We start from the raw sequence: 26,718 nt of genomic DNA on the forward strand, positions 1-26,718 counted from the left end.
TTGTATCGGTGGGTTAGGAATGAGGGCATGGAGATAACCAAGGTGGCCTGGACCGCGGCGGGCCACCGGCTGACGTCGGCGGCCGGCACCGTGACCGGCAACCGCTACGACGCCGACTACGACGTCGTCCACCTGGACCCGGTCCGGGCGCTGGCGGTGGTGGCCGACGGGATGGGGGAAGGGCCGGGCAGTGCCGCCGCCGGGCGGACGGCGGTCGACGTCTTCACCGGTGAGGCGCCGGCGCACTGCACGCCGGGCACGTTGCGGTCCGCGGTGGCCAAGGCCCAGCAGGAGGTACGCCGGGCCGGCCGCACCCTGAACGAACTGACCGGCTGCACGCTCACCGCGTTCGTTGCCGACGACGAGGCCTGGATCGTCCAGGTCGGCGACTCCCGCGCCTACCGCCTGCGCAACGGCCTGCTGGAACTGCTCACGGTCGACCACACCATCGCCTGGCTGGGCGTGCTGCACGGCTGGTTCGGGTACGACTCGCCCGAGGCCAAGATCGCCCGTTACCGGCTCACCCGCTATCTCGGTCACCCGGACGACCCGGAGCCCGACCTGCTGGCCGTGACCCTGCACCCGGGCGACGTCTATCTGCTGTGCACCGACGGGGTGGCCGACCAGCTCAGCTACGAACGGCTCACCCAGGTGCTGGCCACCGTCGCCGACCCGGGCGCGGCCGTGCACACGCTACTCGGCGACACCCTGACCGCGGGCGGCGCCGACAACGCGACCGCCGTGGTCGTCCGGGTCGAGCAGACCGTCTGACGCGTCCCCGCCAGACCGCCCGCCAGACCGCCCGCCGGACCGGCGGGCGGGCCGGGCCGGCCACCAGAACCGCGCGCCGAGCAGCAGCGCGAGGGCCGGCACCACGATGGTCCGCACCAGCAGCGTGTCCAGCACGACGCCGATGCCGACGATCACCCCCAGCTGGGTCAGCACGATCACCGGTAGCACGCCGAGCACGGTGAACACGGCGGCCAGCAGGATGCCGGCCGAGGTGATCACGCCGCCGGTCGCGGCCAGCGCGCGCAGCATGCCGGCCCGGTTGTCGCCGCGTGCCGCCGCCTCGTCCCGGGCCCGGGTGACCAGGAAGATGTTGTAGTCGACGCCGAGCGCGACCAGGAACAGGAAGCTCAACAGCGGCACGCCGGCGTCCAGGGCGGGCAGGTCGAACGCGGTGCGCAACAGCACCGTGGCCGCGCCCAGGCTGGCCGCGTAGCTGATCACCACGGTGATCAGGAGCAGCAGCGGGGCGACCAGCGACCGCAGCAGCACGATCAGCACGATCAGCACCACGGCCAGGATGAGCGGCACCACCACCCGGACGTCGCGCAGCTGGGTGGCGCGTTCGTCCAGGTCGGCGGCCGGGGCGCCGCCCACCAGGGCATCGCCCAGGGCTTCGCGCAGGCGCTCCACGGTACGGTCGGCGCCGGGTGTGCCGGACCCGTCGGTCAGCTGGACGCTGAACCGGCCCAGCGTGCCGTCGTCGGAGCGCTCCGGCGGCAGCACCGCGGCCACGCCCTCGACCTGGCGGGCGGCGGCCGCGGCCGCGTCCACCGCGCCGGCGTCGGCGATCACCGTGACCGGCTGGGACGCGCCGGCCGGGAAGTGCCGGGCCAGCGTCTCCTGCGCGGTCACCGACTCGACCTTGGTGCGGAACTGCTCGGTCTGCGACAGCCCGATGTCCGTCCGGGTCAGGCCGGTGGCGAGCAGACCGAGCACGACCACGGCCAGGGCCAGCACCGCGGCCGGGCGGCGGCCCACCCCGCGGGCCACCCGGGCCCACCAGCCGCTCTCGGTCGGGTCGTGGCTGCCGACCCGGGGAATCAGCGGCCAGAACACGCCCCGGGGCAGGCCGACCAGCGCAGCCGGCAGCACGAACAGGCCGAACACGAGCGCCACCAGGACGCCGGCCGCGGCCGCGACGCCGAGCGTGCGGTTGCCGGTCAGCGCCGCGCTGAGCAGCGTGAGCAGGGCCAGCACCACGGTGCTGGCGCTGGCCGTGATGGCCGGGGCGGCCGCCCGCCAGGCGCTGGTCATGGCCGCCCGCCGGGACTCGGTGCGGCGCAGTTCCTCGCGGTAGCGGGAGATCAGCAGCAGGGCATAGTTGGTGCCGGCGCCGAACACCAGCACCGAGACGATGCCGGCCACGGACGCGTCGGTGCGTTCGCCGACCAGTTGAGCGATCCACGGCAGCAGCTTGGCGGCGACCTGGTCGCCGAGGCCGACCACGACCAGCGGCACGATCCACAGCACCGGGCTGCGATAGGTGAGCAGGAGCAGGACGGCCACCACGGCCGCGGTGGCCATCAGCAGCGTGACGTCGGCGCCGGCGAACGCCTCGGAGATGTCCCGTCCGAACGCGGCGCCGCCGGTGACCTGGGCGGTCACCCCGGCCGGCAGTCCGGCGTCGCGCAGCGCGGCCCGCACCGCGTCCACCTGGGCGTTGCGGCCGGCGTCGTCCAGGCCGGGGGAGAGCGGCGCGATCAGCAGGGCGGCCTGGCCGTCCTGGGCCACCACCGGCGGGCCGGCGACCGGCACCCGGGTCACCCCGGTGAGGCGGTCACCGAGCGCGCCCACCGCGGCCTGGTCGGCCTCGGTGAGCGAGCCGCCGGCGCGTTCCACCACCACGATCGCGGTCTGCTCGCGGCCGCCGGGGAAGCGATCCGCCAGTTCGGTCACCCGGGTTGCCTCGGCGCCGTCCGGCAGGCCGTCGGTGGGGCCGGCGGCCGGTTGCTCCGGGGAGAAGGCGAAGACCAGCCCGGAGAGCAGCACGGTGACCAGCAGGACCAGAACCGCGCCGATCTTGCTGGTGAACCACACGAGGGGACGTTGCGCCATGACCAACCCTTCGATCATCGAATCTTTCGACAATCGAAAAGATATGATGACACCCGTGCCGCCGCAACTTGAACGCGATGATGTGCTCGCCGATCTGGTCGAGGCCCTGCGGATCTTCACCGTGCAGAGTGACGTCTTCGTGGACGTCTTCGCCCGCGCACACGGCCTGGGCCGCAGCGACCTGAACGCGATCATGTGGATCAGCGCCGGCACCACGGCCGACCGGCCGATCACCGTCGGCGAACTGGCACAGCGACTCAATCTCAGCCCGGCCGCCGCGACCGCGCTGGTCGACCGGCTGGAGGCGGTGGGGCACGTGGCAAGGACCCGCGACCCGCACGACCGGCGCCGGGTCACGGTGCGCATGCAGGATCAGGCCCTCCAGGTCGCCCGGCAGTTCTTCCTGCCGCTGGGCGAGGGCATGCGCGAGGCCGCGACCGAGTTCACCGCGGAGGAACTCGCCCGCACCGCGGCCGTGGTGCAGCGGATGACCGAGGCGGTGACCGCGGCCGGCCGGCGGGCCGCCGGCCGGTAGTCCACGGTCAGCGCCGGCGGCGTCGCTGGTTGGCGGGCGGTGGATAGAAGCCGGTCGGCAGCGTCTGGGTGTGCGCCTGCCAGGCCGGTTGCTGCTCGGGCCGGTTGCGGGTGCGCAGCCGCAGCAGCAGGGCCACCCCCAGGAAGACCAGCACCGCGCCGATGATCAGGCCGGGGCCGAGCAGGCTCGGCGTGCCGGCGGCCGGGTCGAGCGCAGCGGACGTCGGCTCGTCGCCGGCCGGTGCCTCGCCGGCCGCGGCGTCCTCCTCGGCGGCGTCCTCCTCGGCCGCTTCCTCCTCGGGGGTGGGGCTCGGGGTGGCGGCCACCGGGCTCACCACCCGGCTGGTCGTCTCGGCCACCGCGAGTTCGCGGCCGCGGGCGTCTAGCGCCGCCGCCGCGAAGGTCACCGTGCCGCTGTCCGGGCCGGTGAAGCCGATGTCCCAGCGGCCGGTGACGGTGCGGCCACGGCACAGCTCGCCGGGGTCGCTCTGCTCGTCCACGACCCGGGCCACGTCGCCGTCGACCTCGGAGCGGACCCGGAACTGGCCGCCGTTCTCGACCCGGTTGATGCGCAGTTGATCGAGGTTGACGCCGTCCGTCCGGATGGTCAGGAGCCACCGCACCTTGCGGCAGCGCCCGTCGCGGTCGGTGGTGACCACGGCGGTGAGGGTGCGGGCGTTCTGCTCGATGGTGAACGTGCCCGGCTGCTGCCCGATGTTCACGTCGAAGCCTTCGACGGCGGCCTGCGCGGGCAGCGCCCAGGCCAATGACGCGGCGACCAGTGCCAGCGCGGTGGTGAACCGTGCCGCTACCCGGTGTCGCATGAGATCATCTCCTTCTCGCCGGCTGGAAAACCGCCTGCATATGAGATGGCACGCCCCAGCGCGGCGAAAGGTTCACCCGGTGCGACGGGTCACTCGCCGGAGGACCTTATTTTTAGCTTAGCCGGGCGTTACCACCCGGTATCGGCCCAGTTCAACGGCGCTCCGGGGGTGCTGCCTGGAAAGTTGCCGACAAATTCGGCCGCCGACGTTCATCCGAAGCCGCTCGCCGCACGTAGTTGGGGAAGGGCAGGGACCGGGGCACCGGCCGCTGCCCGCCCGGAACTAAGCACGGGGCATCCCCCACGGATGCCCACGTCCCACCGCCCACGGGACGTGACCCGCTGCGGAGAACGAGGAGTCAATGGCCCGGACAGGAAACAACCAGCGATCCGCCAATCGTGTGGCCGTCGATGTCGGTGCTACTGGAACCAAACCGGCGTCGAAGGGCGCCGTGCTCGTCCTTGTCCTGAGCGTGCTCGCGGCGCTCTGGGCGGTCGCGATGATGACCGCCACCGGTCGGGTCGGCTACTACTACTTCTTCCTCTACGCCGAGTACTACATGGGTGTCATCACCCTGGTGTCCCTCTCGATCACGATCATGGTGGGTCTGGTGGCCACCGACCGCCTGGTGCTCTCGATCCGCCAGCGGGTGCTGCTGCAGTCCGCCCACCGCACCACCGGCCTGATCGCGGTCACCGCCCTTTTCCTGCACGTCTGGACGAAGTACGCCGAGGGCACCATCCAGTTGATGGACATCTTCGTGCCGTTCTTCGCCAGCTTCAACCGGCTCTGGGTCGGTTTCGGCACGCTGTCCGCCTGGATCATGGTGCTGGTGATGTGGACCGGTATCGCCCGGTCCAAGTTCATCGGCCGGGGCCGGCCCTGGATGTGGCGGGGCATTCACGCCATCTCCTACCTGATGTGGCCGATCGCGCTGATGCACGGCCTGTCCGCCGGCCGCCCGGCCGCCACCTGGGTCGTCGTCAGCTACATCGTCTGCGTGCTCGCCGTGCTGGTCGGCCTCGCCGTCCGGCTGTCGGTCAGCCTCAACCGCAACAAGGACTTCTCGTCGGCGGCCGGTATCGGCGTCCGCCCGGCCGGCTCGATGGTGCCCACCTCGTCGCCCGCCATGAAGGCGCCGCGCGGCGGCCGCCGCGAGCCCAAGCCGGAGCCCGAGGTCCTCGGCCCGGTCGCCGCGGTCGGCGCGTTCCAGCCGGCCCGGCCGGCCGGGGTGCAGACCCTGCCCCCGCTCGAGCAGGAGGCACCCCCGCCGCCCCGGCCGCGCCGCGGTGGTTTCGACGAGGACGGCCCGCGCCGGCGCCGCCCCGCGGACGACGAGATCGAGTTCGACGAGCCGGCCCCGCGCGGCGGCGGCCGCCGCTTCCCGGGCGAGGACACGTCGACCCGGATGCGCCGTCCCGACCTGGAGGACACCTCGACCCGGATGCGCCGCCCGGACCTGGAGGACACGTCCGCCCGGATGCGCCGTCCCGACCTGGAGGACACCTCGACCCGGATGCGGCGGGTGGAGATGGACGACACCTCGACCCGGATGCGCCGGGTGGAGATGGACGACACCCGCACCTTCCGCCCGGACTTCGACGACGCCGCGCCCCGCCAGCGCGGCCGCTACGATGACGAGCCCGCGCCGCGTTCCCGGCGCCGTGCCGCCGAGCCGCTGCCGATGTACGACGAGGAACCGCGGGGCCGCCGCGGCGAGGGTTACGACGAGCCGCCGCGGCAGCGCGGCCGGTACGACGACGAGCCATCCGGCCGCCGAGCCCGCTACGAGCCCCGCTTCGGCGGGGAGGCGGAGGGGGCGCCCCGGGGTCGGCGCGACCGGGGCGCGGAAATCGACGGCGCCGACTCGGGACGACACAGCCGCACCGGCTTCCTCGACCTCGCCGACGGCGAGTTCGAGGGCGACGAGTTGCCGACGCTGGTCGACATGGCCTCGCGTCGCGCCCGCCGGGCGGAGCAGGACCCCGTTCGCAGCCAGGCGGGCCGGGGGGCTCGTCGCGGTGGCCGCGGCCGGTCGAACGACGATGTGGCTGACGACGAGTACTGGTCGCAGCTGCGAGGGGAAGCGAATTGAGCGAGGCACAGGTTCCACCGGTCACCGCCATCGGCGTGCCGCGGATCACCGCGGGCTTCGACGAGTACGGCCGTCTGGATCTGCTGGCCCACCAGGAGGTCCACGGCGGCTTCGCGGCGCTCTCGTCCGGCGAGCTGATCGGGCTCGCCGACCGGATCGAGCTGCGCGGCCGGGGCGGCGCGGGTTTCCCGTTCGCCCGTAAAGTCCGCGCGGTGCTCGATTCCTGCCGCCGGCAGGACCTGCCCCCGGTGATCGTCGTCAACGGCACCGAGGGCGAGCCGCCCTCCTGGAAGGACAAGGCCGTGCTCACCCGCGGCCCGCACCTGATCCTGGACGGCGCCGCGCTGGCCGCCGCCGCCCTGGACGCCGAGGAGATCGTCATCGGCATCGCCGACGACGGCATCGGCGAGAGCTCGATCACCGCGGCCCTGGCCGAGCGGCGGATGCCCTGCCCGACCCGGATCGTCACGGTGCCGCACCGGTTCATCTCCGGCGAGGGCGGCGCGCTGGTACGCGGCATCAACGGCGAGGCGCACATCCCGCCCGGCCGCAAGGTCCGGTCCAGCGACAACGGCGTGATGGGGCTGCCCACGCTGCTCTCCAACGCCGAGACGTTCTCGCAGCTGGCGATCGCGGCCCGGCTCGGCCCGTGGGAGTACAACGCGGTCGGCATCCCCGAGGAGCCCGGCACGGTCATGCTCACCGTCGGCGGCTCGGCCACCAACCCGGCCGTGGTGGAGGCGCCCAGCGGCACTCCGTTGATGGACGTGCTGAACATGTGCGGCGCGGACATCGGCCCCGGTCTGCTGGTCGGCGGCTACCACGGCAAGTGGATCAGCGCGAAGGCCGCCGAGACGGTGACCATCTCCCGCAAGGGCTTCGCCAAGGTCGGCGGCACGCTCGGCGCCGGCATGCTGATCCCGATCGGCTCCAAGACCTGCCCGCTCGGCGAGGTCGCCCAGGTTGTGCAGTACCTGGCCGGCGAGTCGGCCGGGCAGTGCGGCCCGTGCCGGCTCGGCCTGCCCGACCTGGCCCGCGCGGTCACCCTGGTCTCGCTGGGCGGCAACGCGGTCGACAACGTGCGCCAGGCGGCCGGTGTGGTCAAGGGCCGCGGCGCGTGCAGCCACCCGGACGGTACGTCCCGGTTCGCGCTGTCCTCCCTCGAGGTCTTCGAGAAGGACGTGAACGCGCACGCCAACGGCGAGGGCTGCGGCAAGCCGGTGCGGGGCATCCTGCCGCTGCCGTACACCGCCGAGAAGGGCGCCCGCCGGCTGGCCCTGGACTGGTCCCGGTGCGACGGGCACGGGCTCTGCTCGGCGGTGGCCCCGGAGATCATCCGGCTGGACTCGAACGGGTTCCCGGCGTTCCCGCAGACCCCGCTGCCGCCGTGGCTGGAGAACGGCGCCCGCAAGGCCGTGAACGTGTGCCCGGCGCTGGCGCTGCGGCTCGACGACGCGACCGCGAGTTCGAATTGAGCCGGCGGCTGCGCGGCGCCGCGCTCCTGCTGGCGGCGGTCCTGATGGCCGCCGGGTGCTCGTCGGCGCCACCCGCCGCGCAGGAACCGACCTGGCAGGAGGCGGCGGCCGCGCCGGCCGCGGAAAGCGCCGAGTCGGACAAAGCCGGTGCGGACAAAGCTGGTGTGGACGGTGCCGATCCGGACAAATCGGTCACCGTCCCGGAAACGCTGAAGTTCTCCGGCACCACGCTGGACGGCAAGAAGTTCAACGCCGCCACCTTCGCCGGCAAGCCCACCATCCTCTGGTTCTGGGCGCCCTGGTGCGCGACCTGCGCGAGCGAGGCGTGGACCGTCGCCGACCTCGCCGAGACGTACCAGGACAGACTCGGCATCCTGGGCATCGCGGGCATGGGCAACAACAAGGACATGCACGAGTTCGTCGCCGACATGGAGGTCGGCGCGGTGCCGCACCTGGACGACCAGGCCGGCAAGATCTGGAAGAAATTCAAGATCACCCAGCAGAGCCTGTACGTGGTTCTGGACCGCACCGGCAAGGTCGTCACCACCGGTTATCTCGATGACCGGCAGCTGACCGAACAGGTGAAGTCACTGGTCGCAGCATGACCGCCTGCACCGAGCGGCATTCAGCCGGTCATGCGGACGGCCTCGCAGGCGAGGGCCAGAAGGGCATGCATCAGGCAGGCTCAGCGTGAGCGGCGACCTGTTGCTCGCGCTCAGCGCCGGGATGCTCGGCGCGGTCAACCCGTGCGGGTTCGCGCTGCTGCCGGCCTACCTCTCGGTGCTGGTGGTGGGCGAACCAGGCGAGCCGGCCAAGGCGGTCTGGCGGGCGATCCGCTGCACCGTGGCGCTGACCCTCGGGTATTTCCTGGTCTTCGGCGCGTTCGGGCTGGCGCTCACCCCGATCGCCGGCGCGCTCACCCCGCGGCTGCCCTGGCTGACCGTGGTGTTCGGCCTCGGCCTCGCGGTGCTCGGCGGCTGGCTGCTGGCCGGGCGGTCGCTGCCCCGGCTCACCGTGCGGGCGCCGGCGCTGAACGGCTCGGCCCGGTCCATGGTGCTCTTCGGGATGGCGTACGCGATCGCCTCGCTGGGCTGCGCGGTCGGCCCGTTCCTGGCGCTCGTGGTGACCAGCCTGCGCGCCGGTTCGATCGGCTCGGGGGTGCTGCTGTTCCTCGCCTACGCGGCCGGAATGGGCCTGGTGGTCGGGGTGACCGCGGTGGCCGTCGCGCTGGTGCGGGTGTCTCTGGTCAACCGGGTGCGCCGCATGTTCGGGGTGGTGCCCCGGCTCGGCGGTGCGGTGCTGCTGGCCAGCGGCCTGTACGTCGCCTACTACGGCTGGTACGAACTGCGGCTGGTGGAGAACCGGCGGCTGGCCGGGAGCGACCCGATCGTGGCGGCGGCCGGCGACGTGCAGCGCTGGCTCAGCGATCTGGTCGGCGGCGTCGGCGCCGTACCCCTGCTGCTGTTGCTCTTGATCTTGGTCTTTGTCGCCTGGCGGCGGCGTGCCAAACCGCCGCCGGACGGGCCGAGTGGGGCTGCGACCCGTCCGGCGACGGCGGTGCCTACGTCACCCGGGCCGGGGCTCAGACGGCGGGCGGATACGCGGTGACGTAGGCGGGCTTCTCGGACGGCATCAGGATCCACAGGATCGGGTAGACCAGGATCTGGCTGCCCGGGATCAGGAACAGGGTCAGGACGAAGAGCAGGCGGGCGACCCACGGGTCCATGCCGAACCGGCGGGCCAGACCGGCGCAGACGCCACCGAGCATCCGGCCCTCCTGCGGGCGGACCAGGCCCTGGCGGGTCATCGTGTCATGCACCGAGTTCATCGTGAGTCTCTCGCTTTCCTGTCTCGTGCCGTGCGGTGGACTACTCCAGAGTCGCGCGGACGGCGGCCCGGCAACATCGGGAAGTGCCCTGAGCCGTCCCCGATCTCCCGACCCTGATGAACCGGTCCTCGCGGCCAGTGACGAGGCCCGATAGAGTCACCTGCGGATATTCGGGGGAAACGGGGTCGAGGATGCCTGGGGAGCGTTGGGAGCCGCTGCGCTCGCACGACCCGCGTGCCCTCGGGGCGTACGAGTTGATCGGCCGCCTCGGTGAGGGCGGCATGGGCACCGTCTACCTGGCCAGGACCGAGGGCGGCGCGCACGTCGCGGTCAAGGTGGTCCGCGCCGACCTGGCGCCCGACGACGAGTTCCGCCGCCGGTTCCGCAGCGAGGTGGCCCGGGCCCGGCAGGTGCCGCCGTTCTGCACCGCCGAGGTGCTCGACGCCGACCCCGACCACGACCTGCCCTACCTGGTGGTCGAATACGTGGACGGGCCCACCCTGGCGCACGTGGTCGAGGAGCGCGGCCCGCTCACCGCGGCCAACCTGCACAGCGTCGCCATCGGGGTGGCCACCGCGCTCACCGCGATCCACGGCGCCGGCGTGATCCACCGCGACCTCAAGCCACGCAACGTGCTGCTCGCACCGGGCAGCCCCAAGGTGATCGACTTCGGCATCGCCCGGGCCGCCGAGGCGACCAGCGGCATCACCGGGCTCGACCAGATGGTCGGCACCGTGGCCTACATGGCGCCGGAGCGGTTCGGCGACACGAACGCCCCGCTCACCCCGGCCGCGGACGTGTTCGCCTGGGGTGGCGTGGTGGCATACGCGGGCACCGGCCGGACCCCGTTCGCGGCCGACTCGCCGCCGGCCACCGCGGCCCGGATCCTCACCCAGCCGCCCGACCTCACCGGCCTCACCGGTCCGCTGCGTGACCTGGTGGCGCACGCCCTGGAAAAGGAGCCGGCCAACCGGCCCAGCGCCCGCGAACTGCTCGACCACCTGGTGTCCGGCCCGTCCCGGCCGGCCGCCGCGGCTCTGGCCGGCCAGCCCGACCTGCGGGCCGCCGCGGCCGAGGCGCAGGCGGTCACGGGCCTCCACCTGCCCGGGTTCTCCGCGCCGACCGGAGGTCCCGGTGTCGGTGGCGGCACAGTTCCGGCCGGGCTGGTCGGCTACGCGGAGGACTCGATCGTCACGGTGCCGATCTCGGCGCCGCCGGTGGCCGGTCTCACCGGCCCGCCGCCGCCCGAGCCGCGCCGCCGCTGGTTCCTGCCGCTCGCGGTCGCCATGCTGGTGCTGGCCGTGGTGGCCGGCGCGGTCATGGTGGTGTTCAACGGCTCGTTCGGCAGCCGGCCGGCCGACGCGGTCGGCACCCCGCCGCCGGTCCCGGTCGAGACGCCGAGCGTCGCACCGGCCGAGCGGCTGCTGATCGACGACGACCTGAGCCAGCAGCGGTACTGGCTGGCCAAGGAGTTGCCGGCGGAAAAGGCGGCCTGCACGTTCGAGGACGGCGCGCTGGTGGCCAAGCGCGAGACCAAGGGCCTGTACCGCTGCGCCGGCCCGCAGGACGACGTGCCGGCCGACTTCCGGGCCGAGGTCGGCGTGCGGCTGCTCACCGCCAACAGCTGCGCCGGCATCTGGTTCCGGTTCCGGCCCTGGCGCGGCTACCTGATCCGGGTCTGCGAAAACAGCATCTTCGTCGGCACCCACAAGGCAGAGGGCGGCGTCACCACGATCCGCACCTTCCCGCTCGACCGGCCGATCGCGGTCGACGCCGAGCCCACCCGGATCGGGCTGCGCGCGGTCGGCAGCGAGTTCGAGCTGTCCGTCGACGGCTTCGGGCTCGGCCAGGTGCCGCTCACCGACACCGGGATCACCGACGGCCGGGTGCTGCTCGGCGTCTACACCGAGCGGGGCGTGCCCCAGGACGGGCCCTACCAGGTGGCCTTCAGCGACGTGCAGATCTGGGGCCCGGCCGCCTGAGCCGGGCCCCGGATCGGGTCATTTGTCCTTGGTCAGTCCGGCCCGGCGCAGAGCGTCGGCCATGGCCCCGCCGTTGAACGAGGTCTGCGGCTGCTGCCGCTGGCCGCCCTGTCGTTGCTGGTCGCCCTGTCGTTGCTGGCCGCCCTGTCGTTGCTGGCCGCCCTGTCGTTGCTGGCCGCCCTGCCGCTGTTGGCCGCCCTGCCGCTGTTGGCCGCCCTGCCGCGGGCGGCCCTGCCCCTGGCCTTGGCCCTTGCCCGGGGCGTCGTCGCGCGGCTTGCGCTGGGCCGGCTCGTCGGTCAGCCGCATGGTCAGCGAGATCCGCTTGCGGGCCTCGTCGACCTCGACCACCCGCACCTTGACCACGTCACCCGACTTGACCACGTCGCGCGGGTCCTTCACGAACGTGTTGGACAGCGCCGACACGTGCACCAGGCCGTCCTGGTGCACGCCGATGTCGACGAACGCGCCGAACGCGGCCACGTTGGTCACCACGCCCTCGAGCACCATGCCCGGCTTGAGGTCGGCGATCTTTTCCACACCCTCGGCGAAGGTGGCCGTGGTGAACTCGGGACGCGGGTCGCGGCCCGGTTTCTCCAACTCGCGCAGGATGTCGGTGACCGTGGGCAGGCCCACCGAGTCGGTGACGAACTGTTCGGGCCGCAGCGCGCGCAGCAGCGGGCTGTTGCCGATCACCGTCTTGATGTCGGCCTTCGCCGAGGACAGGATCGTCCGGACCACCGGGTAGGACTCGGGGTGCACGCCGGACGCGTCGAGCGGGTTGTCCCCGTTCGGGATCTTGAGGAAGCCGGCGCACTGCTCGAACGCCTTCGGGCCGAGCCGGGCCACCTTCTTGATCTCGTCGCGGGTGCGGAACGGCCCGTTCGCGTCGCGGTGCAGCACGATGTTCTCGGCCAGGCCGGCGCCGATCCCGGAGACCCGGGTGAGCAGCGGCGCCGACGCGGTGTTCACGTCCACGCCGACCGCGTTCACACAGTCCTCCACCACCGCGTCCAGCGACTTGGACAGCTTGGACTCGGCCAGGTCGTGCTGGTACTGGCCGACGCCGATGGACCGCGGGTCGATCTTCACCAGTTCGGCGAGGGGGTCCTGCAGGCGCCGGGCGATCGAGACGGCGCCGCGCAGCGACACGTCCATCCCGGGGAGTTCCTGGGACGCGTACGCCGAGGCCGAGTAGACCGACGCGCCGGCCTCGGACACCATCACCTTGGTCAGTTTCGCCTCGGGATGCCGCTTGATCAGGTCGGCGGCCAGCTTGTCGGTCTCCCGGGACGCGGTGCCGTTGCCGATCGCGATCAGGTCCACGTGGTGCTTGCTGGCCAGCGCCGCGAGCCGGTGGATCGACTCGTCCCACTTGTTCTGCGGCACGTGCGGATAGATCGTGTCGGTGGCCACCACCTTGCCGGTCGAGTCGACCACGGCCACCTTCACCCCGGTACGGAAGCCGGGGTCGAGGCCCATCGTGGTGCGGGTGCCGGCCGGCGCGGCCAGCAGCAGGTCGCGCAGGTTGGCGGCGAACACCCGGACCGCCTCGTCCTCGGCCGCCTGCCACAGCCGGACCCGCAGGTCGGCGCCGAGGTGGATGAGCACCCGGGTACGCCAGGCCCAGCGCACCGTGTCGAGCAGCCAGCGGTCGCCGGCCCGGCCGTGGTCGGTGATGTTGTTGCGGCCGGCGATGCGGGCCTCGAAGTAGCCCTCGTCCTCCTCCGGGTGCGGCTCCATGGTGAGGTCGAGGACGTCCTCCTTCTCGCCGCGGAACATCGCCAGGATGCGGTGCGAGGGGAGTTTCGGGTACGGCTCGGCGAAGTCGAAGTAGTCGGCGAACTTGGCGCCGTCGGTCTGCTTGCCGTCGCGCACCCTGGCCACCAGCCGGCCCCGGGTCCACATCTGCTCCCGCAGGTCACCGATGAGGTCGGCGTCCTCGGCGAAGCGTTCGATCAGGATCGCGCGGGCGCCGTCCAGGGCGGCGGCCGCGTCGGCCACGCCCTTGTCGGCGTCCACGAACCCCGCGGCGGTGGCCTTGGGGTCGAGGGTGGGGTCGCCGATCAGCTGGTCGGCGAGCGGTTCGAGACCGGCCTCGCGGGCGATCTGCGCCCGGGTCCGCCGCTTGGGCTTGTACGGGAGATAGATGTCCTCGAGCCGCGCCTTCGAGTCGGCGGCGAGGATGGACTGCTCGAGCGCGTCGTCCAGCTTGCCCTGGGAGCGGATCGACTCCAGCACCGCGGCCCGCCGCTCCTCCAGCTCCCGCAGATAGCCCAGGCGTTCCTCGAGCGTCCGCAGCTGGGTGTCGTCGAGAGTGCCGGTCACCTCCTTGCGGTAGCGGGCGATGAACGGCACCGTGGCGCCGCCGTCGAGCAGATCAACCGCCGCGGCGACCTGTTCCTCGCGGACCCCGAGCTCGGAGGCAATGCGCTGATGGATGGCTGTCGTCACGCCGACGATTGTGACCGAGGTGGTCGCCGCTTGTCGCGCCACCCCGCGCTACCGGCACCGACACTTCACCCGGGCGGCGTCCGAGCGGCCGCCGCCGGGCCCCGGTGCAGCGCCCACAGCACCGCCTCGGTGCGCGAGGCCGCACCCGTCTTACGCAGCAGATTCGACACGTGGACGGTGACCGTGCGCACCGAGATGCCGAGCACCCGGGCGATCTGTTTGTTGGGCATGCCCTCGGCGAGCAGGCCGAGCACCTCGCGTTCCCGGGCGGTGAGATCGGCGTCCCCGCCGCGCAGCGCCTCCAGGCCACCGGCACCCTCCACGGCGAGAAGCTCGGTGAGGCGGTACGGGTTGCCGTCGGTGCGACGCCACACGGAGGCGACCAGTTCGGCGGTCGCGCTGCCAGACCCGTACACGTGCTCCAAGATCTCGCCCACCTCGGCCGGACGCAACGCACCCAGATGGCGCCGGACGGCGCCGGGACGACCGGCGAGGCGTTGCAGGGTGCGCGCGGTGAGCTGCGGGGAGACCGCGGCCTCGGGCGGCTGGCTGGTGACCAGCAGCAGCGCGGGCAGGTCGGTGGCGGCCAGCTCGGCGACCAGGTTGAGGCTGGCCGGGTCGAGAGCGTGCAGATCGTCGACGACCAGGACGGCCGGGCGCCCGCCCACCAGCTGCCGCACGGTGGCGACCGCGATCCGCAGCAGAGCGTCGGGAGTGTACCGCTCCCGGGGGACATCCGGATCCTGTTTGAGCCAGGACAACGCGTCCTGGGGCACGTCGAGCCCGCTCGTGTCCCGGCCGGCCAGCACCGCGGCCAGCCAGTCGTAGGGCGCCGGGGAGTGCACCCGAGCGGTCCCGCCCAGCAGGCGCACCGGCGCGACGGCCCGCACCAGCGCGCTCACCAGCGCACTTTTCCCAGTTCCGGGCGCACCGGTGACGACCGCCGTGATCGGTTCACCGCGATCGTGCACGCGGGACCACGCCCGCCGCAGCTCGTCCAGCGCGGGCGCCCGACCCACCATCGGCACCGCCATCATCACCCAACACTACGTAGGAGGTACTAGAGACATCTCCTCAGGCCTTTGGCAGTCTTGTCACATGACGCTTGTTGTCCGGGCGGTCGCCGCCACCGATCAGGGCCTCGTACGGTCCAACAACGAAGACGCGGTTTTCGTGGGCAACCGTCTCCTCGTGGTCGCGGACGGCATGGGTGGCCTCCCGGCCGGGGAACTGGCGAGCGACATCCTGGTGCGGGCGCTGGGCGTGGTCGACTCGATGCCGGACACCGGCGAGCCGCTGCAGGACCTGATCGCCGCGCTCGACACGGCCAACGAGCGGATCGAGGCGGCGATCGCCGACGACGACGCCCGCGACGGCATGGGCACCACGGTGACGGCGCTGCTGCTGTCCGGCGAGCGGATGGCGGCGCTCAACGTGGGCGACTCCCGGTGCTACCTGATCCGCGACGGCGAGCTCACCCAGATCACCAAGGACGACACATACGTGCAGGCGCTGGTCGACCAGGGCGTGCTTACCCCCGACGACGCCCGCCGGCACCCGCAGCGGGCGCTGGTCACCCAGGCGGTGCAGGGCGGCCCGTTCCGACCAGCCGGCCGGATGGTGCCGGTGCAGGCCGGCGACCGGTTCCTGCTGTGCAGCGACGGCCTCTCCGACTACGTCGAAGACCGGGTGATCGCCGAAACCCTGCTGGCCAACGCCGACCGCAAGACCGCGGCGGCCGAGCTGGTGCACCGCACCCTCGACAACGGCGCCCCCGACAACGTCACGGTGATAGTCGCCGACATCGCGGACGCGTAGGCCGCGTCCTTCCACCACCCTGGACGAGCGCCGCAATGCCGGCGGGACTTAACCTCTTCCGATCGGCTTGCGGAGCAGGGTCCCGGCGGGGACGGTCTCGGTGCGCTGCCAACCGCACCGCTCGTAGTACCCGACGGCGGGCGGGCCGGTGAGCACCCACACCGCCGGATAGCCCTGCCCGGCGGCGTGGCGTTCCAGTGGCGCCAGCAGCAGTCGCCCGATGCCGCGGCCGCGGTGTCCGGGATGCACGATCATGCCCCAGACGCACGGCACCAGCTCGGGGCGATCGGGCACGTCGCTCGGGCCGAGCGCGACCGCGCCGAGGGCCGTCCCGGTTTCGTCGACCGCCACCCAGGTCACCGGCAGCCCGTCCCGGCCGGCCTCGCCGGCGGTGGTGGCGATCCACTCGTCGAGGTTGTCGTCGTGGCCCCACTCGGTGCATCGCATCCGGCCGATCGGTTCGACGAGTTCGGGGAGGTCGGCGAGCAGCCGTACCCGCACGGTCATCCCTGCTCGATCAGGGCGACCAGGGACTTCGGGGCAACCGCGCGGTAGGCGTCGGTGCAGACCTCGGCGATCTCGGTCCAGTCCGGGTCGCGGTCGAGGCGGACGCCCAGCCAGCCGCGGTGTCCGACGTACGGCGGGCGGAAGAAGCGGTCCGGGTCGGCGGCCAGCAGTTCGGCCTGGGCGCCGGGGGGCGGCGGCGCACCACAGCTGCGGGAAGTGGGCGTCGTGATGACCGTGCACCATCAGCATCACAAAGGTCTTTTTACCCCGTACGAAGAACGCCGGTGACCCGTGGCTCAGCCGCTCGGTGACCTCGGGTAGTGCCTGGCAGACCTGCCGCACCCGGTCCTCGCGCTCGTCCATGACCCCAGTCTGCACCATCAGGTAAGCGCTTGCCTGGGGTCGCCGAAGTGCCTACCGTGGACCTTCCATCGACAAAGGGGAATATATGAAGCGGCGCGCGTTCGTGGCCCTGCCGGCCGTGGCCCTGGCCGCCGGTCAGCTCCCGGCGAGCCCCGCCGCCGGGGCCCCACCGGCCGGCCTTTCCGCGGGCACGTTCGAGGGTCCCTCGGTCGTGACCGGCAACATGCCGGTCTTCGCCGAGCAGCTCAAGGCCGAACTCGACTTCCCCCTCGCCTGGACCGGTCGCGGCAGCTTCCCGGCCTGGCAGCGGCGCGCCCGGGCCAAGTTCCGCGAGCTGCTGCTCCAGCCCGAGGACCGCACCGCGTTCGATGTGGAGATCATCGACGAGCAGCCCCGGGACGGCTACCGGCAGCGCCAGGTGCTGTTCAACGTCACCCGGCACAGCCGGGTCCGGGCGCTCATGCTGGTGCCGGACGGCCCCGGGCCGCACCCGGCCGCGCTGCTGCTGCACGACCACGGCTCCAAGTTCGACATCGGCAAGGAAAAGCTGATCGAGCCCTGGTACGACGAGACCCGCCTGGCCTCCGCGCGGGCCTGGATCGAGACCCTGTTCAGCGCCCGCTTCCTCGGCAACACGCTGGTCGAGCGGGGCTACGCGGTGCTGGCCGTGGACTCGCTGGGCTGGGGCGACCGCGGCGGCCTCACCTACGAGGGGCAGCAGGCGCTGGCCAGCAACCTCTACAACATGGGCTCCTCGCTGGCCGGCCTGCTCGCGTACGAGGACATGCGTGCCGCGGCCCTGCTCGCCGCCCTGCCGGAGGTGGATTCCCGCCGCATCGCGGCGATCGGCTTCTCGATGGGCGGCTACCGGGCCTGGCAGGTGGCGGCGCTGTCTCGGCACATCGCGGCCACGGTGTCGGTGTGCTGGATGACCGGCCTCAAGGAGATGATGGTCACCGGCAACAACACCCTGCGCGGCGGCTCGGCGTTCCACATGCTGCACCCCGGCCTGGCCCAGTTCCTGGACATCCCCGACGTGGCCAGCATCGCCGCGCCGCGACCGATGATGGTGTTCAACGGCGAACTTGACAAGCTGTTCAGCGTCGAGGGCGTCGAGGTCGCGTACCGGAAAATGCGGGCGGTCTGGGAGAGCCAGCGGGCCGGCGACCGGCTCACCACCAAGCTCTGGACCGGGCTGGGGCACACCTTCAACGCGGAGATGCAGGACGAGGCGTTCGCCTTCCTGGACCGCTGGCTGGCCCGGCCATGACCGCCGGCCGCTTCCGCAGTTGCCGGACGCTGCCGCGGTGGTTCACGTTCGGCTGGCGCAGCACGCCCAGCTCGGTCCGGCCGCACCGGGCCCGCTACTGCGGTCACCGCCGCCCCGCACCGCCGTCCCGCCCCTAATTAGCTTCTTGTGCCGTGCACCCATAATCACTGTGTCGACAGTGGAGGGTGCCGGTGATCGTCTCCGAGGTGCGCCGGTCGCCGTCGCCGACCCGCGGTCGTTACCTGCTGCTGATCGTCGTGCTCCTGCTGGGCGGCGCGTCCGCCGGCGTGCCCACCCACCACCTGCTGCTCGGCCAGCGGTGGAAGATCGAGACCCAGGCCTGTCTCGCGCACGCGGCGGCGGCCGTGCCGCACGACCCGCTCCTGCGGTCGCGGCTGATCGACGTGTGCCGCGCGCCGATCGAGCACCGGCTGGCGCTGTTCGCGGTGGGCGGCGCGGTGCTGATGCTCGCGGTGGCACTGCTGCTCACCTGGCTGCTGCCGCATCTGTTGCTGCGCCGGATGGGCGAGCGCCGCCCCGCGCCGGAGGCGCTGTCGGTCCGGGCCGCGGCGATCGCTTCGCAGTTGGCCGTACGCCGAGCGCCCGCCGTCGAGTTAGGGCCGTGGTTGCTGCGCCAGCCGTTCACCGTACGCGCGGAGGGCGCGACCCGGATCGTCCTGCCACCCGGCCTGAACCGCCGCACCACGGACCAGGTCGACGCGGTGCTGCGCCACGAGACGGCCCACGTGGCGGCCGGCGACGTGACCCTGGTGTGGCTGACCCGCAGCCTGTTCTGGGCCCTGCCGATGCTGCTCGCAGTGCCGGTGGCGATCGCGGTGACCCGCGGCGAGATCACCGACGCGTTCTGGCTGGATTATCTGGCCCGGGCCGCCCTGCTCTGGTTCGGCGGCTACCTGCTGGTCCGCGGCATCATGCGGGACCGCGAACACGAGGCCGACACGCACGCGGCCGCGGCCGGCTCCGCCCCGGCACTGGAGGAACTGTTCACGACGGCCCGCCCGCCGCGCCCCGGCCGGCTGCGCGGCCTGCTCGCCATGCACCCGTCGCCCGCGCGCCGGCTGGCCGTCCTGCACGACCCGGACCGGCTGCGCGGCATGTCCGGCCCGACCGAGGCGGTGGCGTCCGGGCTTGCGGTGTCGGTCTGGTCGTTCGGCACCACGCTGCTGGGGTGGGGCCTGCTGGGCACGCCGTTCGCGGTCTATGCGGCGGGGGTGGCCGGTCTGGCGGCCGGCGCCCTGCTGGCGGCCACGTGGGGCCTGGCCCTGTGGTCGCGGCCCGGCCCGCGGCCGCCGGTGGGCGCCACGCTCGGGCTGGCCGCGGGCGCGGCCGCCGGGCTGCGGCTGGGCATGGACCCGGCGGCGCTGGCAGCCAACCAGGGCGTGGGCAACTGGTGGCTGTACGTCCTGCTGCCGCTCGCGGTGGCCGGCGCGGGTGGTTGCGTGCTGGCCCTGGCCGCAGTGCCCGCCGGCTTCGGCCCGCTGTCGCCGGCTTCCGCGGCCGCCCCGGACCGGCCGTCGCCCGGCCGGGCTGCCGGTGCGGATTGGCGGTGGTGGCCGATGGCGTGGGTGGTTGGGACGGTGATGTTTGCCGGTGGGCTCTGGATCGGTGCCGGTGCGGCCGAGCTGGTCCCGCTGCGGACCGCGGCGGGCGTGGGCGATCCGATCGGCGTGTTCTGGCTGATCGGGTTCACCTCGGGGTGGATCGTGCCGGCCGCCGTCGCCATGGCCGCCCTCGCCGTGGTGGTCGCGGTCCGGCTGGGCCGGCGCCGGGCCGGCCCGGTGTTCGGCGCGGGGCTGATCGTGGGTGGCACCGCCTTCGCGGTCCGCTGGCTGGTGCCCACGAGCGAGGACGGCGCCTACGAGTCCGCGGCCCTCGACTGGTGGACCGCCGCCGCGGCCGGCTGCACGGTGGTGCTCGCGCTGCTGTTCCGGCGGGGTGCCACGGGCCTCGGCGAGGCAATGCTGGCGGCGCCGGTGGCGGCCCTGACGGTGTCGGCCGGGGTGCTGCTGCGCTTCCTCGGCGACTGGGACGACCCGGTGGCCGCGGCCGGGGTCTACTTCTCCCGGCCGCTCGCGATGATCGTCCTGGTGACCCTCGCGGTCGCCGTCCTCGCCGGCCTGCTGCCCGCCCGCGAGGCACCCTCGGGCCGGCGTTTCCGGTGGTCCGTCGCCGTCCTCGCCGTCCTCACCGGGCTGGTTGTTCTCGGCCTGCTGCTCGCCGACGGGTATTTCCTGGTGCCGGCCCGCTGACAATCAACCCTCGCCGCCGTCCGGAAGAGCCATGCGGAGTGCGTTGTCCAGCCACAGGCGAGTTCGGGCGTCCTTGTAGCCGATGGTGTCCAACCGCGCGATGACCGCTTCGCGGCCGGTAGCAACCGCGTGCATCCTGGAGCTGACGACGTTGACCGCCAGAATTTCCAGCAGGTCGCCGGGAGCAGTCGTCAGCAGGTCCAGCAGCTGCATCTGGCCGGCCTCGGGAGCGCCCGTCACCGCCGCGAACTCGAGGGCGTCGCTGGCGACCACATCGTCGCCGTCCCGCATGGCGGCGCGGACGCGTTCGATCCCGGTGGCGTCCCCGATCCGGACCAGGGCGTTCAGGGCCACGGAGCGCACCCCCGGGCAGGGGTCCTCCGCGCCGGCGGTGACCGCCCGGCGGGTTGCGGGATCGTCCGGCCAACATCGCGCCAAGCCATGCAGAGCGGTCAACCGGACCACATGATGTTCGGAGCCCTTACGTCGTCGCAGTATCTCGGCCACCGCGGGATCGTCGGCCCAGAGGGAGGCGAGGAGAACGGCGGCCGGCACACTTCCGGTGGTATCGGCGGCGATGAGTGCGTCCCGATCGGCCGGACGGTCGCCCCACGCGCGGACCGACAGATGGAAGGCGATCTCGCCGAGGTAACTCCACGACGAGCAGGCGCCGGGCGCCACCGCCGGGTCGTTGGCCGGGTCCGCCGGATGCTTGATGGCGAGGAGGCTGGTGGCGACCGCCCGGACTCGGGAGTCAGGATCGCCGGTGAGTTCATGCATCGTGGCTCGCGTGCATTCCTCGCCGGCGAAGGACGCCAGCTTGCGAAGGGCCTCGATACGAATCCAGGAATCGTGGTCCCGTGCTTCCGCCTCGGCACGCCGCAGCGATCCGGGCGTGCCCGGCGCGTAGCGCAGAATCTCGGTGTATCCGCGCCACCGGGTGTCCGGGTCGGGATGGCCGACCGCACGATCGAGCACCGCCTCGGTATCGGGATGGCCGGGCCACCGGTAGGCGAGGCAGTAGATGGCGGCCTGACGGATGTCCCAGTCCGGGTCATCGCAGATCTCGAGGACTTCGTTACGGTGCACGCTCGACGTGAGGGTGGCGTATCGGGCGCTTCGCCGCCGGTAGGCATCCGGGGTGGCCTGCTCGGCAGCGGCGGACAGGTGGACGGGCAGGCGGGTGATCGCGGCTGCGGCGGTGTCCCGCATGGCGCGGTGCATGTCCGCGGTGGCGCGATGCAGCACCGCGGCGGTCCGCGGATCGCGGGGGTGAGCCGTGACCAGGGCCCGCAGGGCAATGCTGCGGACGCTCTCGTCCCGGTCGTCGCAGGCTCGCAGCACCAGCGTGAACGTCGACGGCTCATCCGGCCAGTAGGTGGCGACAATGCGAACGGCCTCGGTACGTACGTCGTCGCGCGGATCGGACAGAGCGGAGATCGCGGCCGAGTGGGTGGCGATGTCGTGCGGCGCCAGCGCGGCCAGCGTCGTCAACGCGGTCAGGCGGACGCTGGCATCGTGGTCGCGGATCGCCCGATGTAATGCCGCCCGGGTCAGGTCGTCATCGGGGCACCGGGCGGTCAGCAGGCGCAGGGCGGTTTCCCGGACGTTCCCATCCGGATGACGGGCGGTCAGGGGCAGCAGCAGGTTCTGCAGTGGGACCACCTCGGCTCCCAGCAGCAACCGGCTCGCCGTGACGGCGCGGATCGCGTACACAGCATCGGTTATCCCGGACCAGACGGCGGGTGGAACCGAGCCGCCGGGGGAGTCCAGGACGACCCGTACCAGTGCGGCGTGCCGGGCGCCAGTTTGCGGATGGCGTAAGGCCGGCGTCGCATCAGAGCGCCGGAGCTGGTAGGCGGCGAGTGAGACCGCAGTCGACTCGTCGGCGGCAGCCCGCCCGATGGCCACGGCTGTCGCCGGATCGTCCGGCGTGGCGAGCGCGACGCTGTGCAATGCGGACTCGCGCACCGTGGGGTCCTGGTCCTGGAGGCCCTGCCGGGTATTGGTGCGGACTCCGGACGAACCCGGCCACGCTGCTCGACTGACCTTGTGAGCCGCCTCGCGGACATCGGCCAGTGGATGGGACAGCGCCGCCACCACGCCGTCCGGAGGGTCGTCCGCTTCGCTCCGGCGAGCAACGGTGTCGAGCGCTACCTTCCGGACCGACCAGGCGCCGTCACGCACCGCCAGGGCGAGATTCTGACGGGTGAACCTGGCGTCCGGGGCCACGAGAAGGAGAGAGGTCAGCGCCAGCTGCCGGAGCCGATCCACACTGTCGCGGAGGGCATGTCGCCGGGCGACGCCCGTCGCTCGATCGGTGGGGTGGTTGACGAGCAGGCGACGAAGGCCCAGCTGGCGGATCGAACCGTCGTCGTCGTGGGCGGCGGCGATCGCCAGGCCCCGCGTCTCGGCTCGCGGTCGCCCGGCGAGGAGCGCCTCGACCGCGACCAGCCGCACGTCGGCGTTGCGGTCCCGGGTGGCCGACCTGAGCGCGTCGAGGGTCTCGGGGCTTTCGGGAGCCGACAGGTGGAGCTGACGAAGCTGGATGGCCCGGTTGGCGGCGCCGTCGGAAGGTCGATCGGGCTGTGCCGCGTGGCTGGCATGGTAGTGCTCGGCCGCGGTCTCCCGGCAGAAGGCGTCCGGGTCCCCGAGGCGCACCTTCAGGTCGTCGTCGCTCAGCATGCCGAGAGCCGCAGCGATCTCCATGGCGGTCCGCCGGACAGTGCCTTCGGTGTCCCGAAGGCCGCTGGTGACGAGGTTCAGCGTCTCGGCGTCGTCCGGCAGCAGCGTGGCCAGCGCCTCCAGCGCCGACCTGCGGTCCTGCCACCGACCAGACCTGGCGTGGCGGCGAAGGATCGCGGGCATCCGGCCGACCGCTCCCCAGAACCTGGCCGCGGTCTCGACCGCCTGCTGCCGGACACTGCTGTCGAGGTCGGTGCAGAGGCTGAAGACGATCGGCTGCAACCGGCTGAGGAACGAGAGGTCGCTGGACAGTCCGCGCAGAGCCGCCCCGCGTACCGCGGGCTCGGGGTCCCGGAGCGCGGTCTCGACGACGTCGGCAGCGGCCGCGCCCGCCTCCTTGAACAACGCTTCGAGAGCCGCCTGCCGCACGTGGGTGCTGATGTCGGTGGTGGCCATGCGCGACAGCACCCTGGCGTAGCGATCGAGATCCTCGTAGGAGTCGTATCGCATGGTCAGCGCTGCGACCCGGACCTGACCGTCGTGGTCGCCGGTCAGCCGGTCGAGCGCTTCGGCCACCCGCGGATCTTCGGTCCAGCGGGTTACCATCGCGGACAGGGCGGCGGTGCGGACGCCGGGATCGGTGTCCCGGGCGGCGTTCACCACGAGCGGGACCGACTGCGGATCGTCCGGCCAGCGGCTGGCGAGGAGATCGACGGCCGCCTTGCGGACGTCCTCGTCGCCGTCGCGCGCGCCGCGCGTGGCCAGGTCGTGCACTCGGGCCTCCGCTGCGAAGCGCTGGCCGACGGCTCGCAGCGCCGCCCTCCGCACCTCCCACCACGGATCGTCACCGGCCTGCAGGAGGAACTCGAAGGTGTCGGGTTCGGCCGGCCAATGCGTTGCCAGCGCCGTCACCGCGGCGAGGCGGACGGCGTCGGCGGGATCCAGGCCGGCGGCGTGCAGCACGCGACGGTGCGTTCCGCTGTCCTTGGCCGCGTGCTGGGCCAGCGCGGTCACCGCGGCGGCCCGCACCGGAGCGTCGTGGTCGGTCATCGCCCACTCGACGGCGGCAGTCGTGGTCTCATCCGCCGGCCAGTTGTCGGTCAGCAGGCCGAGTGCGGTCGCTCGGACGCCGTCGTCCGGGTCCCGGATCGAGGCGGCCACCACCGCCTTGGTCTCGGGGTGGTCCTTCCAGGAGAGGCAGAGGCCACGCAGGGCGCCCTCGCGCTGATCGTTGATCACCGAACGGGTCAGCTCGTGCAGGATCAGTCTGATGCTGTCGTCCCGGGGGAAGAGGGCGGCCAGCAGTTGCGCCCCGAGCTTTGCCGCGGGTTGCCAGACCGTCGTCCTACCGACAGCGGTGAACCAGTGCAGGTAGCGGTCGCGTCCGGGCCAGGCCGTGACCGACTGGACGGCAGGGAGGACCGCTTTTGCGAGGACATCTGCCCGGGAATCCTTACCGAACGACCGGGTGGGCAGGCGCAACATCGAGATGATCGCATCGATGGTCTGTTCGGCGGCTCCACGGGCGGCGTTGACGTTGCGAATTTCGGCGATGCACTGCGCGACCAGGCCCACCACCGCGGGCGGTCGCTCGTCCAGAGCCGCTGACCGGGTGCCGCGCGTGGCGGCCAGCAGACCCTCCAGGATCTCGCTGGCGACCGACGCGTCCAGCATGCCGATGATCAGGCGCAGCACCTCGACCCAGGACGGATCCTCCTGCCGTGCCCCGAAGACGTCGGCCTGCAGACCCGCCTCGCTGAGCACCCGGCTTTTCTCGAAGCGGTTCACGACCTCCGCGGCGGCGAAATAGTCGAGCATGGCGCGATGGACGAAGCCGTACACTCCGGGGCCGTAGCGGGCCAGGATAAAGTTGCGTTCGCGGAGCCGGGCCACCAGGACCGTCGTGATCCGGCTCGCCGTGGCCGCGTCATATTCGAAGCGTTCCTGCAGATAACTTTGGATGTCGGTGCGCAGGTCGGTTTCCGTCAGGTGATTGCCGGCGGCGCCGTGCGCGCCCTCCTGCATCCGGATCGCCAGGCGGCGCAGGAGCTCCTTCTTGTCGTCCTCCCGGATGGTGTCGGCGTCCATCCGCTCGTCGTTCAGGTGTTTGTTGATGTCCCAGTGCTGCACCAGAACGCCGGCCGCGTGGTCGTAGACCTTCCATCTCTCCCGGGGCAGTTCCTGATGCTTTCCGATGATGGCGAGGATGGTGAGGAGAAGTGGATTACCGGCGAGTTCGCGAATCGCGGAGGAATCCGTGATGGCTTTGGCCAGCCGTTTCCGCCGCAAACCGGCGGCGTCGGCACGACCCGGCAGGGCGAGTTCATACCAGCTGGTCAGGAAGCTGTCTATCTTTGCCGAGGTCAATTCCTGGACGGTGAAGTGAATGAATCCCGCATCCCGGAGCACTCGCGCCCGGTATCCGATCACTCGCGACGTGACGATGACTTTGATCTTGGGGTAACGATTGGCGAAGCCGGCAATGCGTCGCGCAATGGATTCCCGTAGCCGCGGGTCGAAGATCTCGTCGAGGCCGTCGAAGACCACCAGTGCGCGGCCGTCGCCGCTCAGGTACGAGTCGGCGGCCGCATGATCGAGGCCGAGGCCGTCGACCCTGCCGCGATGCTCCAGATATTCGGAGAAGGTTTCCAGGCTCGCGGCCTTGAGGGCGTAGTCGCGCAGCTCGATGAGGACGGGTCGCCAGCCGTGCAGCGGTGCGAGCGCGCCCGTCGTCCGCCCTTCGGCCAGGGCGAGGACCAGGTAACGAGCCAGGGTCGACTTGCCGGCGCCCGGGTCGCCGAGTACGACGCACACCCGGTTGATGGGTGCGGCGAGCGCCTCGAACGCCGGTTGGGCGGGCTTGGACTGATGCGACTCCCGCGCCAGTTCGATCAGGTGCCGGTCCAGTCGTCTCGACAATTCGGGACGGTCCTGCTCGGCGGCCTTTTCCAGCCGGCGCCGGAGCTCTTTCGGCAGCTCCACGACCGGCGCGTTCTCTCGAAGATCGGGTTCGACGAACACGTCCTGCAGGGCGACCTGGAGGTGCTCGTCACGATCGACCGGGGTAAGTGCGTCCAGATCCAGGCGCCGATACTCCTGGACGAGCCGGCGGCAGTAATCGTGCCAGCCCGCGGCGTGCGCCATCGACGTGCCGGCGCCGTTCGAGCTCAGCTGCCGGGCGACCGCCTCGGCGACCTTGGCCCGCAACTCCTCCCGCGACGCGAAGCTGTCGCAGATGTGAGCGTCACCCGCGGCGGCTCGGAATGCGGAAATCCGGGAGTTGCCCTCGGCGAGGTCCATCAGAGCCGGCGACCAAGGAGCCTTGTCGTTCAGCACGAACATCAATCGGGGGATGCCCGCCTCGCCCGCCGCGCGGTACTCCAACTCGGTGATCGACGCCGAATGCCCGGCCGGCACGAAACCGTAACGCCAGGCCAGCACGCCGATGTACAGGTCGCAGGAGCGAACGTCGGCCAGACATTTGTCCAGAGGGCGGTTCTCGCCCGCGGTGTATGTCTCCATCGCGACGTCGATCAGGCCCATCCGCTGAAGAACAGTCCGGACCTCCTGCCGATATTCGACGAGGTCCTGATATGTGGAGGACACATAAACACGACGGGGTGGAATCACTCGGACTCCTTCAAGTCCAGGGCTTCGACCATGGTATCGACTTCGGCCGGACCGGGCCCGGGCAGAGCGCCGCACACGCCCCGCCGGTCGCCGCGGCCGGGGGCTCGGGCGGCCTGGCACCGGTCCGCTGACCTCGGAT

18 protein-coding genes are annotated in these 26,718 nt (G+C 72.2%); 10 read left to right on the forward strand and 8 right to left on the reverse strand.

The features are described 5' to 3' along the window. The first annotated feature begins 27 nt into the window (after nucleotides 1-27). Nucleotides 28-771, forward strand: coding sequence for a PP2C family protein-serine/threonine phosphatase (locus tag Ari01nite_RS46580; protein WP_203790835.1), 744 nt, complete (start codon nucleotides 28-30; stop codon nucleotides 769-771). Here Ari01nite_RS46580 and Ari01nite_RS46585 read toward each other — a convergent pair. Continuing rightward, nucleotides 694-2,847 (reverse strand): MMPL family transporter, encoded by a 2,154-nt coding sequence (locus Ari01nite_RS46585; protein ID WP_203790837.1) that lies wholly within the window; start codon nucleotides 2,845-2,847, stop codon nucleotides 694-696. The two genes, Ari01nite_RS46580 and Ari01nite_RS46585, sit on opposite strands and share 78 nt — an antisense overlap. Nucleotides 2,848-2,893: 46 nt before the next feature. Between Ari01nite_RS46585 and Ari01nite_RS46590 the strand changes: the two genes are divergently transcribed. After that, the gene (locus tag Ari01nite_RS46590; RefSeq protein WP_203790839.1) at nucleotides 2,894-3,382 is read left to right on the forward strand and encodes a MarR family winged helix-turn-helix transcriptional regulator; all 489 of its coding nucleotides are present in this window, start codon (nucleotides 2,894-2,896) and stop codon (nucleotides 3,380-3,382) included. A gap of 7 nt (nucleotides 3,383-3,389) precedes the next feature. Here the strand turns inward: Ari01nite_RS46590 and Ari01nite_RS46595 are convergent, their stop codons facing one another. Beyond that, on the reverse strand, nucleotides 3,390-4,205 hold the full coding sequence (locus tag Ari01nite_RS46595; protein ID WP_203790841.1) for a hypothetical protein: 816 nt from the start codon (nucleotides 4,203-4,205) through the stop codon (nucleotides 3,390-3,392). A gap of 451 nt (nucleotides 4,206-4,656) precedes the next feature. Here Ari01nite_RS46595 and Ari01nite_RS46600 point away from each other — a divergent pair, with 451 nt between their 5' ends. The 4 genes from Ari01nite_RS46600 to Ari01nite_RS46615 all read left to right on the forward strand — a co-directional run bounded on the left by Ari01nite_RS46600 (nucleotide 4,657) and on the right by Ari01nite_RS46615 (nucleotide 9,383). Then, nucleotides 4,657-6,300 carry a translation initiation factor III gene (locus Ari01nite_RS46600; protein WP_239163617.1) on the forward strand — a complete coding sequence of 548 codons (1,644 nt, stop codon included), beginning with the start codon at nucleotides 4,657-4,659 and terminating at the stop codon, nucleotides 6,298-6,300. After that, nucleotides 6,297-7,775 carry an NADH-quinone oxidoreductase subunit NuoF family protein gene (locus tag Ari01nite_RS46605; protein ID WP_203790844.1) on the forward strand — a complete coding sequence of 493 codons (1,479 nt, stop codon included), beginning with the start codon at nucleotides 6,297-6,299 and terminating at the stop codon, nucleotides 7,773-7,775. Before Ari01nite_RS46600 ends, Ari01nite_RS46605 begins: the two co-directional genes overlap by 4 nt. Further along, nucleotides 7,772-8,380 (forward strand): TlpA family protein disulfide reductase, encoded by a 609-nt coding sequence (locus tag Ari01nite_RS46610; protein WP_239163618.1) that lies wholly within the window; start codon nucleotides 7,772-7,774, stop codon nucleotides 8,378-8,380. The genes Ari01nite_RS46605 and Ari01nite_RS46610 overlap by 4 nt, the downstream gene beginning before the upstream one ends. An 85-nt stretch (nucleotides 8,381-8,465) precedes the next feature. After that, a complete protein-coding gene (locus Ari01nite_RS46615) occupies nucleotides 8,466-9,383 on the forward strand; it encodes a cytochrome c biogenesis CcdA family protein (protein ID WP_203790846.1) in 918 nt (305 codons plus the stop codon). Here the strand turns inward: Ari01nite_RS46615 and Ari01nite_RS46620 are convergent. Then, nucleotides 9,358-9,603, reverse strand: coding sequence for a PspC domain-containing protein (locus tag Ari01nite_RS46620; RefSeq protein ID WP_203790848.1), 246 nt, complete (start codon nucleotides 9,601-9,603; stop codon nucleotides 9,358-9,360). The two genes, Ari01nite_RS46615 and Ari01nite_RS46620, sit on opposite strands and share 26 nt — an antisense overlap. A gap of 191 nt (nucleotides 9,604-9,794) precedes the next feature. Here Ari01nite_RS46620 and Ari01nite_RS46625 point away from each other — a divergent pair, with 191 nt between their 5' ends. Continuing rightward, nucleotides 9,795-11,585 carry a serine/threonine-protein kinase gene (locus tag Ari01nite_RS46625; protein ID WP_203790850.1) on the forward strand — a complete coding sequence of 597 codons (1,791 nt, stop codon included), beginning with the start codon at nucleotides 9,795-9,797 and terminating at the stop codon, nucleotides 11,583-11,585. An 18-nt stretch (nucleotides 11,586-11,603) separates the two neighbouring features. Here Ari01nite_RS46625 and Ari01nite_RS46630 read toward each other — a convergent pair whose 3' ends face one another. Together Ari01nite_RS46630 and Ari01nite_RS46635 are read right to left on the reverse strand one after the other, a co-directional pair. Next, nucleotides 11,604-14,036 carry a Tex family protein gene (locus Ari01nite_RS46630; protein WP_203790852.1) on the reverse strand — a complete coding sequence of 811 codons (2,433 nt, stop codon included), beginning with the start codon at nucleotides 14,034-14,036 and terminating at the stop codon, nucleotides 11,604-11,606. A 65-nt stretch (nucleotides 14,037-14,101) separates the two neighbouring features. Then, on the reverse strand, nucleotides 14,102-15,073 hold the full coding sequence (locus Ari01nite_RS46635; protein ID WP_203790854.1) for a LuxR family transcriptional regulator: 972 nt from the start codon (nucleotides 15,071-15,073) through the stop codon (nucleotides 14,102-14,104). A 61-nt stretch (nucleotides 15,074-15,134) separates the two neighbouring features. Between Ari01nite_RS46635 and Ari01nite_RS46640 the strand changes: the two genes are divergently transcribed. Then, a complete protein-coding gene (locus Ari01nite_RS46640) occupies nucleotides 15,135-15,854 on the forward strand; it encodes a PP2C family protein-serine/threonine phosphatase (protein ID WP_203790856.1) in 720 nt (239 codons plus the stop codon). A gap of 48 nt (nucleotides 15,855-15,902) precedes the next feature. Here the strand turns inward: Ari01nite_RS46640 and Ari01nite_RS46645 are convergent, their stop codons facing one another. After that, complete coding sequence (locus Ari01nite_RS46645; protein WP_239163620.1) at nucleotides 15,903-16,361, reverse strand: GNAT family N-acetyltransferase; 459 nt, start codon at nucleotides 16,359-16,361, stop codon at nucleotides 15,903-15,905. After that, nucleotides 16,358-16,591: an MmcQ/YjbR family DNA-binding protein gene (locus tag Ari01nite_RS51830; RefSeq protein WP_498371184.1), complete on the reverse strand. Its 234-nt coding sequence runs from the start codon at nucleotides 16,589-16,591 to the stop codon at nucleotides 16,358-16,360. Before Ari01nite_RS51830 ends, Ari01nite_RS46645 begins: the two co-directional genes overlap by 4 nt. Nucleotides 16,592-16,809: 218 nt before the next feature. On the opposite strand from Ari01nite_RS51830, the gene Ari01nite_RS46650 reads away from it, so the two are divergent. Further along, nucleotides 16,810-17,994 (forward strand): dienelactone hydrolase family protein, encoded by a 1,185-nt coding sequence (locus Ari01nite_RS46650; RefSeq protein WP_203790858.1) that lies wholly within the window; start codon nucleotides 16,810-16,812, stop codon nucleotides 17,992-17,994. A gap of 191 nt (nucleotides 17,995-18,185) precedes the next feature. Next, a complete protein-coding gene (locus Ari01nite_RS46655) occupies nucleotides 18,186-20,264 on the forward strand; it encodes a M48 family metalloprotease (protein WP_203790859.1) in 2,079 nt (692 codons plus the stop codon). Between the two features lie 3 nt (nucleotides 20,265-20,267). Here Ari01nite_RS46655 and Ari01nite_RS46660 read toward each other — a convergent pair whose 3' ends face one another. Then, nucleotides 20,268-26,555, reverse strand: a complete 6,288-nt coding sequence (locus tag Ari01nite_RS46660; RefSeq protein ID WP_203790861.1) for a HEAT repeat domain-containing protein — start codon at nucleotides 26,553-26,555, stop codon at nucleotides 20,268-20,270. Nucleotides 26,556-26,718: the final 163 nt, after the last annotated feature.

The sequence above is a fragment of the Paractinoplanes rishiriensis genome, from assembly GCF_016862375.1.
In the GTDB taxonomy this organism is placed as follows: Bacteria; Actinomycetota; Actinomycetes; order Mycobacteriales; family Micromonosporaceae; genus Actinoplanes; species Actinoplanes rishiriensis.